Genomic DNA, 17,496 nt, shown 5'->3' with positions numbered 1-17,496 from the left:
TTAAGTACACGTAACGTGTGTAATTCCGTACCCGGCTACCCATCTTATCTGAACGCATCAGACTACGCTCGCCGGATCAACTCCCGAATGCACTTCACGATGCTCTTTTCTGAAAACCGCTTTCAGCCGGTGACGGTTTCTCTCTGACAGTTGCAAGTATCGCTACTCTTTTCGTTCATCGTCTTTTCATATAGAATATACTATATGCGAATTATCGGCATTTGTCAATGGGAGACAAGTGGAAATCTCAATGTTATTTTGAAAAGATCTGCTTCTGTTTCAATATCCAGATGTCCTTTCTGCAATTCTGTAAAACTGCTTACAATGGCAAGTCCCAGTCCGGAACCTTCGGTTTTTCGGGATTCATCTCCCCGCACAAACCGTTCGGTCAGTTCTTCTGGTTTTACATGCAGTTCTTCTCTGGAAACATTCTTCATATACACAACCGCTTCTCCATCTTCTTCACGAATGGAAATATAGGCTCTCGTATGCGGCATCGCATATTTTGTAATATTAACAAGCAGGTTTTCAAAGATCCGGTATGTTTTCTGGCTGTCCAGATGTACGATCAGCCTTTCTTCCGGAAAATCGCAACGGAACTCCACACCGGATTTCCGGATCTGTTCATCCAGTTCCAATTTTACCTGCTTAAACAGATTTACCATATCCAGATCCAGCAGGTTCAGTTTGACAGCCTGGCTGTTCGCTTTGCTCACTTCAAACAAATCTTCGATCAGTACTTTCAGTCGCAGTGATTTTCGTTCCAGAATCTCAATGTACTCTTTCTGTTTTTCTTCATCTTTTTCATTTTTCAAAAGATCCACATAAGTAATGATCGCCGTGAGCGGTGTCTTCAGATCATGCGAAACATTGGTGATCAGCTCTGTCTTCATCCGCTGGCTCTTCACTTCTTCATCCACTGCCTTTTTAAATCCGCTCTGAATCGTTCCTAGCGCGTCACCGATCGGCTGGAACATCCTTAAATCCGTACCTATTTCTGCATCTAGATTGCCGTCTGCGATTGCTTCTGCTGCATTCAAAAGCTGCATGTATCTGCGTCTCATTCTGCGATACCAGATATTTAATACAACAAATAAAAGGACTGCATCACACAGAAGAAACCACAACATATCTCCTTGTCCGACTATAAAACAAGGCACTAATAATATGGAATTAATAAGAACAACCTTTAACATATAACGCTGTCCTCTGTCTCTAAAATCAATCTTTTCCAGCATATAGAGGGTTTTTCTGCCAGCACTTTTCACGGTGCCGCAGATTTTTCCGGAAATATTCTTTATCGTCTGCCGTTTCCTGCAGCACAGTGAATATTCTTTTATATATCCTCTGACTCCACAGGTCCAGATATGTCTGAGATTCGTCACAATCCAGTAATCCACAGCAAATACTGCCGCCCACAAAAGCGTTTCCGTGCCTTCTGACTGCAAACCGTCTGTAACACGTGCCCGGACAAGCGACGGCGCACACGTAAGCAACACAATGAATGCAGGCACAGCTACTTCCACAGGAACCTGGAAAATCCGTTCTTCTCCGGTCTGAAAGCTCTTCACTGACGGATAAACACATGCAAGAAGCGCAACTGCAGCAAGCAGTGCATAGATCATCCTGTCTGCTGAATCCGGTACTTCATCCTGTTCACTGAAATCCATTTCCGTGCTGTCTTTTAAATAAGCTTTCAGATTTTTCTCTGTAATTCCATAACGGAATGTGCAATTCTCCGGATTCTTTAATATCGTATTTGTTTTTCCGTCTGTCTGCGTATCTGCTTCATCATCTTCATAAAGAAACGCCTCATCCGGCTGTGTACTTACATCGTTCAATGCCCGCCTGAGCGCAAGAAGCTGTTTGCTTTTGTTACTTCCGGATAAAATCTGCGCCATTGGTTTTCCATTTTTATCATACTGGATAGTAAATGAAAATGCATATTTCGTCATATCATCTTCCATCGCCTGTTCACCTGTACTGACAGAACTTCTTGCTATGACCTCACCTTTTTCATTTTCCATTTCGTAATCAATATATGGATAGAGCATTTTGTAATTTGTAAGCCATTCCCAGTATGCATCCTGATCCAGCATATCCCGTAACTTCGTGCGTTCTTTTTCCGTTCCGTTTTCATTTGTATACATAATATATCCATTCTGAACGAATGGCATCATAAAATCTTCAGATGACTCGTGGCTTCTTTTTTCCTTTTCTACGTTTGCCGCGGCCTCTCTCTGATAGAGCTGATATCTTCCGACAACCATCGCAGCCGGTATCAGTATCGTAAAAAAGATTAGTATGCACGCCAGTTTATGCCTGTTTTTCAATTTTGTATCCAACTCCCCACACCACCTTCAAATATTTTGGTTCTTTCGGGTTAATTTCTATTTTCTCCCGAATATTTCTCACATGCACCATAATAGTGTCTGTATTCACCGCCTCTTCTTCCCATACCCATTCATAGATTTCATCAGCGGAAAATACTCTGCCTGGATGTTTCATTAACAGCAGAAGAATCTTATACTCTGTCGGTGTCACTTTCACGTCTTCCCCGTCTACGCTCACTGCTTTGCGGTCCTCATTCAGTTCCAGTCCACCGATTGTATAAATATGTTCCTTTTCTTCTTTTTCCTTTAATCTGCCCATAAAATTCCGGTATCTGCGAAGCTGGGAATTAACTCTAGCCAACAGTTCCATCGGTGTAAATGGTTTTGTCACATAATCATCCGCTCCCATATTTAGTCCCATGATCTTGTCTACTTCTTCTGATTTTGCGGATAAGAAGATAACCGGGAAGTCATATTTTTCTCTTAATTTTACCGTCATTGTAATTCCATCCATGCGCGGCATCATAATATCTACGATCGCGAGATGGATTTCTTCTTTTTCTATCACCTCCAGACCTTCGATTCCATCTTCTGCCTGGTACACTTCGTATCCCTGGCTTTTCAGATAGATCTCAATTCCCTGACGGATCTCCTTATCATCTTCAACTACAAGTACGTGATTCATTTCCATTTTCTTTCTCCCTGCTTCTCTCTTAAATATCATGTCGGGATAACCCCGCCCCCGATACCTGCGGACACTTCCGCACTATGTGGTATTCAAAAAAATATGTAGATACATTTTCTTTTAACTTTTGTATCATATCACATTTTCTGATTCAAAGTATAAAGATCTTTTCTTAAGAGCCGCCGGATAGCTTTCTAAAGATTTTCTAAAGAAAATACCCGGAGCATCTTTTCTTGCATACACAATATTTTTCTGTTATTTCTTACAAGAATAACAGTGATAAGCGCGATTGCCACCAACACCTTTCCTATAAAAAGTCTATATTTATTATGATTTTCTATAAATTGTTTCTATGTATTTTCACCTTGACATACAAATAAACTACCGATATAGTAGATTAAGTACTTTCTATATGTACCACAGAAAGGAGGCATTTTCAGATGTCTTTAAATGCGAATAACAGTAAGGAATTACAGAAGAAACAGAATACCATCACTTTCATCAATGCTGCGACAGAGATGATCGCTGAATTAGGGATTGAACATATTTCGATTCGAAAGATTGCAGAAAAAGCCGGATTCCACAACTCAACCATTTATCTTTATTTTAAAGACCTGGATGAACTTCTGCTCCTCGCTTCCATGAAATTTTTTCAGAAATACAGTCACTCTCTCAGTCTTTTGAGCAAGACAGCTACTACATCCGGTGAGACTTTCATTAAGATCTGGGATTATTTCCTGACAACGGTTTTCAAGTGGCCAAATCTGTTCTTTAATTTCTTCTACGGAAAGCGAAGCGACGACCTGACGCCTTATATGAACCATTATTATGAACTCTATCCGGAAGAACGTAACGAATATACGGACGATATCCACAACATGTATTACGGCAAGAATATTGAGGAACGAAGCAGCAACCTGCTCAAAACTGTCCTGAATGAAACAGATAAGGTGACTGCAGATAATATGGATATGGTAAATGAGATTATTGTCAGCTACTGCAAATACAAGCTGGAGCAGAAACGAGCGAATATGGATCTTGACAATACGAAGTTAAAAGACGAATGTCTGCATGTCATCTCCTATGTTACAGGCGTATAAATGCAGTTCATTGTGTAAGCATAAATCTGTACCTGGCTCATCGTATACCTGCAGAACTTGCCATCGGCAGCTTCCTCTGGATGCTATGGCAACACAAAAAAGTCAGCTTTCCCAAACCGGAAGCTGACTTTTTTATTTGTTATGGCGACAAGGAAAATGCGCCCTGCTTGCATGGCAGCATTTGACGACAGCTAATCAGCGATAAAATTCGCAGAGCGCATTTTATCGCTGTTATAGCGTCCGGGAAATAACTCCCTTATTTTTTCAGAATTAATGCTGCAAATACAACATCTTCTTCCCCGTCGTTGCGGATCCCGTGTCCGTCTCCGTCCTTACAGAAGAATACATCTCCCGGTTTTGCCGGAATCTTCGTGCCATTATCTTCGTAAATTCCTTCACCTGACAAAATATAATACGTTTCCGTCTCTCCATGATGTTCATGGTGCCCGAGCTCAGAATGTGGCGGCAGTGTCACTTTACTGAACATCTTACAGTGCGCACCAAGTTCCTCTGCACCAAGCAGTGCCTCCTTCAAAATATATCCTTCTCCACCACTTGGTTTTTCAACTTTTACGATCTCTCTTTCGCCTTCTCTTGTCATTTTCGTTCTGCCTCCTTCTTACGATTGCCTCTGTACCTGCTATGAAAACAGTTTTCTCAAAACTCTATAAAAACAAGATACAACCGCAGAGCCGATCCGTCAATCCACTTTTTATCAAAATACTGCTCCTTTTCACAATTTAATTTACGATCCTGTAATATTCTTTTGCAGTAAGGCTGTATACGATTGCATAAAATACTGCAAACACACCAATTGTTGTAACCGTACATCCCGCAAACAGAGCTCTGTTACTTAAATTCAGTACACGCAGAAGTTTTACCATGATCGGAAATGCCACAATTACATGCAGAATTGCCATAAAAAGCGGCAGGAAAAATACACTTAAGATCTGGCTTCTGATGGAATGACGCACTTCGCGCTTACTCATTCCGACATTCTGCATAATCTGAAATCGTTTTCTGTCTTCAAAGCCTTCGGATATCTGTTTATAATAAATGATCAGCACCGTTGCGATCAGGAACAGGATTCCCAAATAAATTCCAATGAAGAACAATCCGCCATAGAGACCATAGAAACTCTCCCTGCTCGTCTCTCTGCTTTCCATTTCTGTATAAGGAACTTTGTTTAGCCCTTTTTGTAATTTTCCCAGTATCTTTGCATTTTCTGCATTCTTTCCATTCAGGTCAAATGCTGTATAATAGCGGAGCATCTGCTGATTTTTCTTAAAAGCTTCCGGTACATTCTGCCCAGAATAATTCTGCATCTGCAAAATTTTTAAAATCGCATCTGTGTTTTTGAAAACAATATAATAATTACCATATACCGACTGTGTTTTCTCCACCTCTGCTTTCAATTTCCTGATCTGTTTTTTCACATGAAAATTCTCTTTTGCAATTTTCAGATCATAATAATTATATTTTCCATCCGGACAGTACAACAGAATTTCGTTTTCATTTAATGTTTCTGTTTTTCCTTCCATGTGATTATAATCTTCCAGCGGAAGCAAAGTCAGATAGCAGATTTTTGATGAATTATATGCATCCGCATTTATTTCAAACTGTTCGTCTTTCTGTGATGCCATAAGCTGACCGCATCGGTAAGAAATCTGTGATTGTCTCTGTAAATGCAGACGATCACATTCTTTTTCAAGGGCTTCCTGCAATTGATTTCTGGATTCTCTGCTAGTCTGATAATTTGTTACTGCCACTGCTTTCGGGAAACGTGTATGTAAAACGTCCTCCATTCCTGCATACAGTGATGTTGTTGTAGATATCATTACAAGCACCATCGTACTTAAAATACAGATATTTGCAAGCCCGACTGCATTCTGTTTCATCCGGTAGATCATCCCTGATATGGTTGTAAAATGTCCCTGTCTGTAATAATATTTTTTGTTTTTCTTTAAAATCTTCAAAAGCGCAATACTACCTGCTGTAAACAGCGCATAAGTACCGATGATGACAAGAACCACCGCCAGAAAAAAAGTTAATAAAGCTTTTAACGGCTCTTTTGTAGTCAGGGCGATATAGTATCCGCTTCCCAGTGCCAGGACTCCGACAAGGGCGAGCAGCCATCTCGTCTTCGGCTCTTTCTCTCCCTGACTGCTTCCACGCAGAAGTTCCATCGGATTCGCAAGCTGCACCTGCAGAAGGTTGTAAATAAACGTAAGCATGAAAATGATCAGAAATAAAACGAGACAGTCTTTTATTGCCGCCATGCTGACCGCAAACTTCATTTCCACTCCGCTGTGCAGGATTTTAAGCAGGATCAGATACATCATTTTTCCGAATATAATTCCAAGGATCAATCCTCCGATCATGCTGACTCCTGCAATGATCACCGTCTCTACTGCCATCATTTTCGCAATATGCCGTTTTCCCATTCCGAGAACATTGTAAACACCAATTTCATTTTTTCGCTGTTTCATCAGAAAACTGTTTGTATAAAAGAGAAAAATCATAGAAAAAATAACCATCACGCCTGTTGCGTACTGCAGGCAGAGCCGCAGCGTTTCCATTCGCAGGTCTTTGCTTTTTGTCAGTGCATCAAACATATAGAACATCATAACCATCAACATAGAGGTCAATATATATGGCATGTAAGTCTTCCGGTTATTTTTCAGGTTTGTGACGGCAAGTTTTGCATAAATGTTTCTAGCCAATGTGCTCACCTCCCGTTGCAAGAACGCTTAAGGTGTCTGAAATCTTCTGATACATCTCATCTTCGCTCAGATTTCCACGATATAACTGATGAAACACCTCTCCGTCCTTGATGAAAAGCACTCTTTTCGCTGTGCTTGCCGCACGCACACTATGTGTAACCATGACGATCGTCTGTCCGTCCTCATTGATACCGGTAAAGAGATCAAGCAGTGCTTTGGAAGCCCGAGAGTCCAGCGCTCCTGTCGGTTCGTCCGCGAGAAGGAGCTGTGGTTTGGTAACCAGCGCTCTGGCAACTGCCGCACGCTGTTTCTGTCCTCCTGATACCTCATATGGATATTTGTCCAGAAGCTGCGTGATCTCAAGCTGCTTTGCAACCGGCTGCAGCCGCTCTTCCATTTTCCCATATTTCATTCCAGACAATACAAGTGGAAGAAATATGTTGTCTCTTAACGAAAATGTATCCAGAAGATGAAAATCCTGAAATACAAATCCGAGATTCTGTCTTCGGAAAGCTGCCATTTCTTTCTCTTTTATCCCGGAAAGGTTGCGTCCTTTCAAATACACCTTTCCTTTTGTAGGTCTGTCAAGTGCTGCCAGAATATTTAAAAGTGTTGATTTTCCGGAACCGGACTCTCCCATAACTGCTACATATTCTCCCGGTTCAACTGAAAAATTAACGTTTCGCAGCGCCTCTACCTGGTTGCCTCCAAATCTGGTCGTATATACTTTTTTTACATTTCTTACTTCTAATAATGCCATTTGTTTCACCCTTTCCATATCATCTGTTTTACATCTATGATTATAGAAAAAAGGAAAATGTACAGCCATCGATTCAGGTTACATTTTCCTTCCTGTTTCTTACATTTTTGTAAGATATCTCATTTTACTTCCAGATTCTCTTTTGTATCTATTCAACCGGTAATTTTTCTCTGGACAAATCCATGCAGGCTCTTGTTCCTTTCCCCGCTTCCGATTCCAGCCACAATCCATGCTGAAGCTTATCCATTACCGATTTGCATAAATAAAGTCCGATGCCTGTCGATTTCTTATCATTTCTGCCATTATAGCCGGTAAATCCGCGTTCAAAAATCCGTGGCAGATCTTCTTCACGAATACCGATCCCAGTATCTTCCACAACAAGTATCTGACCTTTTTTATAAATATGCACACTTCCGTTTTCTGTATATTTCAAAGCATTGGAAAGCAGCTGCTCCAGAACAAACGACAGCCATTTTTCATCGGTTAATACTGTTTCCTGAATCGGCTCATATACCAGTGTGATTTTCTTTAAAATAAACATCTTGGAATACTTGCGCACTACTTGGCGGATAACCGTATCAAGATCACAGACTGCAAAGGACAGATCCGCTGACATATCTTCCATACGCAGATAAGTTAAGACCATTTCTACATACTGCTGGATTTTAAATAATTCCATCTCCAGTTCTCTTACCAGAACCGGATGCTCCTCTTTTTCTGTCTGAAGCAGGAGATTCATCGCTGCGATCGGAGTCTTGATCTGATGCGCCCACATACTGTAATAATCCAGCATGTCCTGCCGCTCTATTGCCTGTTCCGACTCAGTCTCATTGATCTGCGTATATAATTTCTGTACCAGTTTCTGATAATCCTGTTCCAGAAGTGTGGTTCCTTCTGCAAATTCCAGAATCTGCTCTTTCTCACCTTTTATAACATTCTGCAGTTCTCTGTGCGTTCTTCTGTATCTTACAAATCCAAGAACCGCATAAAGCAGGCTCCACACACCTGACAGTAGAAATGCATATTCCACACATGCCAGATCGATATGATACAGATCAAATATAACGAAAAAGATTCCATACGCACCCAGATACATACAGATCTGCGTCCGATGTTCTTTTATATATGCTCTTAAGATTTTCATAGTTCCACCAAATATCCAATTCCTTTTTTCGTACGGATCACATCTGTCATTCCGATACTTTCCAGTTTTTTACGAAGTCTTGTCACATTAACTGTAAGTGTATTATCGTCCACAAACGAATCATTTTCCCAGAGTCGTTCCATGATCGTATCTCTTGAAACAATCTTTCCCGCATTTTCAAGTAATATCTGTAAAATTCTAAATTCATTTTTTGTCAGCTCGACTCTCTGCTCCTGATAAGTCAGCACTGCATCATTCAGATTCAAAAGAGCACCTTTATATTCTATAGCATTTGTCGTTCCGCCAAAAGAATAGGTTCTTCTAAGCAGTGCCTGTACTTTTGCAGTCAGAACTGTCAGATCAAATGGCTTTTCAATAAACTCGTCCGCACCCATATTCATCGCCATGACAATGTTCATATTGTCATTTGCTGAAGAAAGAAAAACAATCGGTACTTTCGACACTTCACGAATCTTCTGGCACCAGTAAAAGCCATTAAAAAACGGAAGCATAATATCCAGGATCACAAGTTCCGGTTCAAAAGCCAGAAATTCCTGCAATACATTTTTCAAATCTTCTGTCGTTTTTGTTTTGTAATTCCATTTTTCCAAATGCATTGCCACTGTCTGTGCAATCGTCTGGTCGTCTTCTACAATTAAAATCTTATACATCTTTTTCCCCACCTGCCGAGACTATGGTAGCCATCCCGCTCTGATTAGCGGTCGTCAAATGCAGCCATGCAAGCATGGTGCATTTTCCTCGTCGCCATAACAAAATGAGCAGAAACGTCCCGCCTCTGCTCTTACATCCTAATACCTTGTCCGGAAGTTGTCAATTCCAGAAATAAGACTTTTTTGCTCTATCTCTTAGTGGAAATAATGATCACCGATCTTCTTTCCGGAGCCTCCCTGATTAAAATACAGACATCCATTTATCGGATCTTTTCCTTTTAATGCATCCGCTGCTGCTTTCCAGGCGGTTTTGGTATAACTTTTATTCTGCAAAACACGATTCAGCCATCCGCTGCCTGCCGGTCCGAACTGTCCGCGCTGATAGATAACTTCCTTCATAGAATCCGGATAAGTTTTGCTTTTTATCCGGTTTAAAACAACCGCTCCCACAGCAACCTGTCCTTTATACGGCTGATTTCCCGCTTCACAGAATATAAGCGCTGCTAACAGCTCCTGCTGTTTTTTCAGTTTCTTTTGTTCCTGTTTTTTTCTTGCTTCTCTTTTTGCACGGATTTTCTGTCGTCTGATTTCCTGCTCTTTTTCCAATACTGCCTGCTTTAATCTGATCTTTTGTACTCGTATTGTCTCCCTCGTCTGAACTGCAATCGATCTGGAATGTCTGACGTTTCCCTCCACCGATGCCGCTTTCGCTGTAAATCCAGTCATACACACGGTACATATCAAAGCCGCTAAGAATAATACAATCTTTTTACTTCCCTTACCTGCAGAACCTGCCACTGGCAACTTCCTCCGGATGCTATGACAATTCATAAATATAATACCCTCCTATATGTGCCAAACCATTTTCTTTACATAAATCATACTCATTCATTTCAATTTTATTACAAATATTACAAAAATGTTACGCACAACGTCTGGTATCATATCATAATCTGGCTGTTCTGTCAAATATTACTCGAAGAATAGAAAAATCAAATAGGACAACATTCCTAATATGTAAAAAACCTGCTACAGAATCCTGTAGCAGGTTTTATCTTGACATCTTTAAATTGTGGCAATATCGATCAATGTCAGTTTCTTAATATCTGTATTCTCCAGACTGGATACAAGCGCTTTTGCTGTATCAATCGCTGTCAATACATTCACACCTGTCTCAATCGCATTTCTACGGATCACAAAACCATCTCTAGAATGTTCTGCTCCCTGATGCGGTGTATCGATAACAAGGTCGATCTTATGTCCCAAGATAAGATCCATCAGGTTCGGAGATTCCTGCTCGATCTTATTTACTGCATTTGCTTTCACTCCTGCTTCTTTCAGGATATCCGCAGTTCCTCTCGTTGCAAAGATCTTATATCCAAGTTTCTCGAATCTGCGTCCGATATCGATTGCTTCTTCCTTATCTTCATCACGAACAGTCATGATCATATTCTTATGCTTCGGCAGACGGATTCCGGCTCCGATAAATGCCTTATACAATGCTTCGTCAAATGTCTTCGCAATTCCCAGACACTCTCCGGTAGATTTCATCTCAGGTCCTAAGCTGATATCTGCACCACGTATTTTCTCGAAGGAGAATACCGGCATCTTAACAGCAAAATAATCTGCTTCCGGCTGTAATCCTGGTGTGTATCCGAGATCTTTGATCTTTGCTCCGATGATGACTTTTGTTGCAAGCGGAACGATTGGGATACCGGTTACTTTACTGATATATGGAACCGTACGGCTGGAACGAGGGTTTACCTCAATGACGTACACTTCTTCACCACATACAATAAACTGGATATTGATCAGTCCGATAACGTGCAGTGATTTTGCAAGTCTTCTTGTATATTCTGCGATCGTCTGCTTCGTCTTCTCGGAAATGCTCTGTGCCGGATATACGGAAATACTGTCTCCGGAATGGATTCCTGCACGCTCAATATGTTCCATGATTCCTGGGATCAGGATATCTTCGCCATCGCATACTGCATCGACCTCAATCTCTTTACCCTGCAGATATTTATCTACAAGAATTGGATGATCCTGTGCAATCCGGTTGATGATGCCGATAAATTCATCAATATCATGGTCGTTGATCGCAATCTGCATTCCCTGTCCGCCAAGTACATAAGAAGGTCTCACAAGTACCGGATACCCCAGTCTGTTTGCAACTTCTTTTGCTTCTTCTGCTGTAAATACAGTACCACCTGTTGGTCTTGGAATCTTACACTCTTCCAGAATCTCATCAAACAGCTCACGGTCTTCCGCTGCATCTACATTCTCGGCAGAAGTTCCAAGGATTGGAACACCCATTTTCATAAGCGACTCTGTCAGCTTGATCGCTGTCTGTCCACCAAACTGTACAACTGCTCCGTCCGGTTTTTCAAGATCAACAATACTCTCTACATCTTCCGGTGTCAGCGGTTCAAAATACAATTTATCTGCAATGTCAAAGTCTGTACTTACTGTCTCCGGGTTATTATTTACAATGATTGTCTCATAGTCTTCTTTTGCAAATGCCCATGTACAATGCACAGAACAGAAATCGAACTCAATTCCCTGTCCGATACGGATCGGACCTGATCCAAGAACAAGTACTTTCTTCTTGTCATTCGTCTCTTCAACTTCGTTCTCGCTGCCAAATACAGAATAATAGTACGGCGTTTCTGCCGCGAACTCAGCCGCACACGTATCAACCATCTTATATGCTGCCGTAATTCCATATTCATGGCGCATATCGTGAATCTGGCGCTCTGTATTGCCTGTTAATTTTGCAATAACAGAATCTGGAAATTCCATACGTTTTGCTTCTTTTAATGTCTCTGCATTCAATGTTTCATTCTGCAGCTTCTGTTCCATCTCAACAAGAATTGCAATCTTGTCAATAAACCATTTGTCAATCTTTGTGATTGCATGAATCTCATCATAGCTGATTCCCTGGCGGATCGCTTCTGCAATCTTCCAGATTCTTCTGTCATCTACAACTTTTAACTCTTCTAACAGCTCCTCACCTTTCAGATATGAAAAATCGTAAGACATCAGGCTGTCTACATGCTGCTCCAGAGAACGGATTGCTTTCATAAGTGCACCTTCAAAGTTATCACAGATACTCATAACTTCTCCGGTTGCTTTCATCTGTGTTGTCAGTGTACGTTTTGCACTGATAAATTTATCAAATGGAAGTCTCGGGATCTTTACAACGCAATAGTCAAGCATTGGCTCGAAACTTGCATAGGTCTTCTTCGTAACTGCATTCTTAATCTCATCCAGTGTATATCCAAGTGCGATCTTTGCAGCAACTTTCGCAATTGGATATCCGGTTGCTTTGGAAGCCAGTGCAGAAGAACGGCTTACACGCGGATTTACCTCGATAACACAGTACTCAAATGTGTCAGGATTCAACGCATACTGTACGTTACATCCTCCGGTAATATTCAGCTCGCTGATAATGTTCAGCGCGGAAGTTCGCAACATCTGGTACTCCTTATCACCCAGTGTCTGGGAAGGTGCAACTACAATACTGTCACCGGTATGCACACCAACCGGATCAATATTTTCCATATTACATACAGTAATGCAGTTTCCATTGCCGTCACGCATCACTTCATACTCAATCTCTTTCCATCCAGCAATACAACGCTCTACCAGTACCTGTCCGACACGGGAAAGTCTGAGACCATTTTCCAGAATCTCAACTAACTGTGTTCGGTCGTGGGCGATACCACCGCCGCTTCCACCAAGTGTGTAAGCCGGACGAAGTACAACCGGGTATCCGATCTTCTCCGCAAATGCAATACCATCTTCCACATTCTCAACAACGAGAGAAGCTGCACATGGCTCGCCGATCTTCTCCATCGTCTCTTTAAATTCCAGACGGTCCTCTGCTTTCTTGATCGTCTGGGAAGTAGTACCGATCAGGCGTACGTTATGCTCTCTTAAGAAACCATTCTCTTCCATCTCCATGGCAAGGTTCAGTGCTGCCTGTCCACCAAGCGTAGGAAGTACACTGTCCGGTTTTTCCTTTAAAATGAGCTGTTCTACAACTTCAACGGTAAGTGGTTCAATATATACACGGTCAGCAATATCTTTATCTGTCATAATCGTTGCCGGGTTAGAGTTCAGAAGAACAACTTCAAGCCCTTCTTCTTTCAGTGAACGGCATGCCTGGGTACCGGCATAATCGAACTCTGCCGCCTGTCCGATTACAATCGGACCGGAACCGATTACTAATACTTTTTTGATATCTTTAATTCTTGGCATTACTGTACCTCCTTCATCATATCCATGAATCTGTCAAATAAATATCCTGAGTCCTGTGGTCCCGGGCAAGCTTCCGGATGAAACTGTACGGTAAAGATATTCTTTCCGACATAAGACAGACCTTCATTGGTTCCGTCATTGACATTTACAAATGCTTCTGTTGCGATTGATGAATCCAATGTAGAAGCATCTACTGCATATCCATGGTTCTGAGAAGAAATGTACACACGGTTATTACTTAAATCTTTTACCGGGTGATTCCCACCTCTGTGTCCATATTTTAACTTATATGTCTTTCCACCATTTGCGAGTGCCATAAGCTGATGTCCCAGACAGATTGCAAAGATCGGGATATCACTGTCATATAACTTCTTCACTTCTTTAATAATAGAAACACAGGTTTCCGGATCTCCAGGTCCATTTGAGAGCATGATACCATCCGGTTTAGAATCAATGATTTCTTGTGCAGATGTATGTGCCGGATAAATGGTCACTTCACATCCACGCTTATTTAAAGAACGGGCAATGTTATTCTTGGCACCAAAATCCATCAATGCAACTTTTGGTCCATCACCTTCCAAGATATAAGATTTATCACAGGTTACTTCTGATACAACGTCTCCGACTACATATTCTTTTAACTTCGGAAGGATCTCATCCAGATCGTAATTCTCATTCGTTGTGATCATACCGTTCATCGTACCTTTCTCACGAAGAATCTTCGTCAGCGCACGCGTGTCAATTCCTGCAATTCCCGGAATGTCCTGCTTTTCAAGAAAATCCTGAATTGTTCCTTCACATCTGAAATTGCTCGGTACTCTGGAAAGTTCTCTGACGATATAACCTTTTGGCCAGGCTTTCTTCGATTCCATATCCGGTGTAATTCCATAGTTGCCGATCAATGGGTATGTCATAACGACTGCCTGTCCCGCATAAGAAGGGTCAGTTAATACTTCCAAATATCCTGTCATTGAAGTATTAAACACAATCTCGCTGATCATATCTTTTTTAGAGCCTATGCTGGTTCCGGTAAAGACGGTTCCGTCTTCTAATATAAGAAATGCTTTCATATATCCACCTATTCCCTTCCTGATTATCCTATTGTATCCGTGGGTTTCCAAGGTATCTTTTTCCGCCAGAGTTTTAAGCAAACGCATTCCCCGGCTTGTCGCCTCCATAAAAAAAGCAGTCTGCGTATGCACAACTGCTCTGTTATGACACTTGTTCAGACGCCTTCGTCTCCACAAATTGTAAAAATTATACTACATATTTTTTTTAATTTCAACCTCATTCCCGTAAAAATATTCATATTCTTTTTCTTATCTGCATACATTATACATGACAAAGTATTTTGAGGTATGATCCCATGCCAGAAAACGACCGTATAAATACGTCTTTGCCGGACAATTCTGCAAAAGGCAGTCTGAAAGTCAGCCTTACTTCCTCTCTCACTGCCGCCCCGGTTGCAAATGCTAAAGTATCCATCTCTTACACCGGTATACCAGACAGTACTCTGGAAGAACTGATGACTGATTCTTCCGGTCAAACAGAATCTCTTACATTAGATGCACCGCCCCTGGAATACAGTCTTGATCCCGCCTTTGACGAACAGCCTTACTCTGAATACACACTCCGCATAGAAGCCGAAGGATATGCACCAATCAGTGTTGCCGGTGCAGAAGTTCTTGCAGCGACGCTCTCTCTGCAAAATCTTGCGCTTGCACCCCTTGGCGCTGAAAACAATGATTCCGTCTATGTTATTCCTGCTCATACTCTATATGGAGAGTATCCGGCAAAAATTCCGGAAGAAGAAATAAAACCTGTTCAGGAATCCGGGGAAATTGTTTTAAGCCGGGTTGTTGTTCCTGAATATATCGTTGTCCATGATGGAAGTCCGAGAGATTCCACCGCTAAAAACTACTATGTAAAATATAAAGATTACATCAAAAATGTTGCTTCCAGTGAAATCTATGCGACCTGGCCTGCCGCCACGATCCGTGCAAATGTGCTTGCCATCATGTCTTTTACCCTGAACCGTGTCTACACAGAGTGGTACCGCAATCAGGGCTATGACTTTACGATTACTTCCTCTACGGCTTTCGATCACAAATGGATTCCGAACCGGAATATTTTCGATTCCATCTCTGTCGTAGTCGATGAGCTGTTTGCCGACTACCTCTCCAGACCAAATGTCAAACAGCCGATCCTCACGCAATACTGTGATGGGCGTCAGGTACAGTGCCCGAATTGGATGACACAGTGGGGATCTAAATCACTTGGAGATCAGGGTTACACACCAATCGAAATTCTCCGCTATTATTATGGAGATGACATGTATATCAATACTGCTGAAGCAATTTCCGGTGTTCCGGCATCATGGCCGGGGTACGATCTTAGTGTTGGTTCTTCCGGTGACAAAGTACGTCAGATGCAGGAACAACTCAATGTGATTGCCGGTGCCTATCCTGCGCTTCCGAAAGTAGATGCCGATGGAATTTACGGCACAGCTACGGAAAACTCAGTTCGGAAATTCCAGTCCATTTTTAATTTACCCCAAACCGGAGTTGTAGATTATAAAACATGGTATAAAATTTCTGAAATCTATGTCGGAGTCTCCAGAATTGCTGAATTAACATAATTATATTTTCAAAAAGCTGTCCGGGAGCAATATCATTTTCACTTCATGATATTGTTCCGGACAGCTTTCTTTTATCATCCGGGATAATAAGCACTACCTTCCGTCTGTGACGTTCTGCTAATACCGTATAATCCTAGAAGAATATTCTCTTTACATCATTAAACAATACAAACACCATCAAAAGCATCAAAAGCACGAATCCCAGTCCATGCACATAGCCTTCTTTCTCCGGTGGAATCCTCTTTCTCCGGATTGCTTCTACAAAGAGAAACACCAGTCTTCCTCCGTCCAGTGCCGGAAGTGGCAGCAAATTCATAACTCCCAGGTTTGCCGATAATAAAATTCCGATATAGAGAAACTGTTCAATTACAACAATCGCTCCATAGCTCTTCGTCTGTTGGTATGCATCTGCTACAACATTTACAATTCCGACCGGTCCGGATAACTGATCCATTCCTATCTTTCTCATAACTAACATTTTCAGGCTGTCTACCGTCGAACAGATCCAATATTTCACTTCATAAACACCATACTGGAGACTCTCTGCAAAAGAAGCTTTTGTATTACCGGCCCCAGTGATTCCATAACGATAATATCCCAGCTTCTTATCCATCTTCGGAGTCAGCTTTACAGTATAGGTTTTCCCATTTCGCTCATAGGTAACTTTGGCAGCCTCTCCCTGATGAAACTGATTGTAAGAAGTAACTTCACGAAAAATGTGAATCTTTTTATCTCCGATTTTTACAATCTTATCTCCTGCCCGAATGCCTGCCGCAGCAGCTGGATACCCCTGTTCCACAGAAGCCGCTACCGGAGCGTCATATCCTACCATCATAATCAATACTATTGATGCGATAAATGCAAGAATAAAATTAAAAACCGGTCCTGCTGCAATAACAGAAATTCTCGCCCACACAGATTTATTATTAAAGTTTCCCGGTGCATCTGACGCTTCGTCATCTTCTCCCATCATGCACAAGCCGCCAATTGGAAAAAGTTTCAGACAATATCTTGTTCCCTTATACTCTTTTGAAACAAGATTCGGTCCCATTCCGATTGCAAACTCTTCCACATCAATTCCATTTTTTTTTGCCAGTGTGAAATGTCCCAGTTCATGAAAAATTACAATAAAACTGAAGACCAGTATTGCAAATATAATACCTACTATATTACTCAATC

The 17,496-nt window shown here is 41.5% G+C and carries 13 protein-coding genes; 2 read left to right on the top strand and 11 right to left on the bottom strand.

The window, feature by feature from the left end:
* Nucleotides 1–224: 224 nt before the first annotated feature.
* Nucleotides 225–2,345, bottom strand: coding sequence for a sensor histidine kinase (locus tag DW152_RS01725; RefSeq protein ID WP_118287832.1), 2,121 nt, complete (start codon nt 2,343–2,345; stop codon nt 225–227).
* Nucleotides 2,317–3,024, bottom strand: coding sequence for a response regulator transcription factor (locus DW152_RS01720; protein ID WP_021861066.1), 708 nt, complete (start codon nt 3,022–3,024; stop codon nt 2,317–2,319). Before DW152_RS01720 ends, DW152_RS01725 begins: the two co-directional genes overlap by 29 nt.
* A 434-nt stretch (nt 3,025–3,458) precedes the next feature.
* Here DW152_RS01720 and DW152_RS01715 point away from each other — a divergent pair, with 434 nt between their 5' ends.
* The gene (locus tag DW152_RS01715) at nt 3,459–4,118 is read left to right on the top strand and encodes a TetR/AcrR family transcriptional regulator (protein ID WP_021861067.1); all 660 of its coding nucleotides are present in this window, start codon (nt 3,459–3,461) and stop codon (nt 4,116–4,118) included.
* A 256-nt stretch (nt 4,119–4,374) separates the two neighbouring features.
* Here the strand turns inward: DW152_RS01715 and DW152_RS01710 are convergent, their stop codons facing one another.
* From DW152_RS01710 to DW152_RS01675, 8 genes are all read right to left on the bottom strand, one after another.
* On the bottom strand, nt 4,375–4,719 hold the full coding sequence (locus tag DW152_RS01710; protein ID WP_021861068.1) for a cupin domain-containing protein: 345 nt from the start codon (nt 4,717–4,719) through the stop codon (nt 4,375–4,377).
* A gap of 139 nt (nt 4,720–4,858) precedes the next feature.
* A complete protein-coding gene (locus DW152_RS01705) occupies nt 4,859–6,850 on the bottom strand; it encodes an FtsX-like permease family protein (RefSeq protein WP_243059746.1) in 1,992 nt (663 codons plus the stop codon).
* The gene (locus DW152_RS01700; RefSeq protein WP_118287924.1) at nt 6,834–7,601 is read right to left on the bottom strand and encodes an ABC transporter ATP-binding protein; all 768 of its coding nucleotides are present in this window, start codon (nt 7,599–7,601) and stop codon (nt 6,834–6,836) included. The genes DW152_RS01705 and DW152_RS01700 overlap by 17 nt, the downstream gene beginning before the upstream one ends.
* 148 nt (nt 7,602–7,749) lie before the next feature.
* Nucleotides 7,750–8,745, bottom strand: coding sequence for a sensor histidine kinase (locus DW152_RS01695; protein ID WP_021861071.1), 996 nt, complete (start codon nt 8,743–8,745; stop codon nt 7,750–7,752).
* The gene (locus DW152_RS01690; RefSeq protein ID WP_021861072.1) at nt 8,742–9,416 is read right to left on the bottom strand and encodes a response regulator transcription factor; all 675 of its coding nucleotides are present in this window, start codon (nt 9,414–9,416) and stop codon (nt 8,742–8,744) included. The genes DW152_RS01695 and DW152_RS01690 overlap by 4 nt, the downstream gene beginning before the upstream one ends.
* Before the next feature lie 195 nt (nt 9,417–9,611).
* Nucleotides 9,612–10,247, bottom strand: a complete 636-nt coding sequence (locus tag DW152_RS01685) for a cell wall hydrolase (protein ID WP_117537135.1) — start codon at nt 10,245–10,247, stop codon at nt 9,612–9,614.
* 234 nt (nt 10,248–10,481) lie between these two features.
* On the bottom strand, nt 10,482–13,679 hold the full coding sequence (carB, locus tag DW152_RS01680; protein WP_021861074.1) for a carbamoyl-phosphate synthase large subunit: 3,198 nt from the start codon (nt 13,677–13,679) through the stop codon (nt 10,482–10,484).
* The gene (locus DW152_RS01675; RefSeq protein ID WP_021861075.1) at nt 13,679–14,749 is read right to left on the bottom strand and encodes a carbamoyl phosphate synthase small subunit; all 1,071 of its coding nucleotides are present in this window, start codon (nt 14,747–14,749) and stop codon (nt 13,679–13,681) included. Before DW152_RS01675 ends, carB begins: the two co-directional genes overlap by 1 nt.
* A gap of 296 nt (nt 14,750–15,045) precedes the next feature.
* Here DW152_RS01675 and DW152_RS01670 point away from each other — a divergent pair, with 296 nt between their 5' ends.
* Nucleotides 15,046–16,317, top strand: coding sequence for a peptidoglycan-binding protein (locus DW152_RS01670; RefSeq protein WP_118287830.1), 1,272 nt, complete (start codon nt 15,046–15,048; stop codon nt 16,315–16,317).
* Nucleotides 16,318–16,450: 133 nt separating this feature from the next.
* Here the strand turns inward: DW152_RS01670 and rseP are convergent, their stop codons facing one another.
* The gene (rseP, locus tag DW152_RS01665) at nt 16,451–17,485 is read right to left on the bottom strand and encodes an RIP metalloprotease RseP (protein ID WP_117537398.1); all 1,035 of its coding nucleotides are present in this window, start codon (nt 17,483–17,485) and stop codon (nt 16,451–16,453) included.
* Nucleotides 17,486–17,496: the final 11 nt, after the last annotated feature.

Source organism: Dorea sp. AM13-35 (assembly GCF_003473885.1).
GTDB lineage: Bacteria > Bacillota > Clostridia > Lachnospirales > Lachnospiraceae > Dorea_D > Dorea_D hominis.
This window is presented reverse-complemented; position numbering and strand designations above follow the sequence as displayed.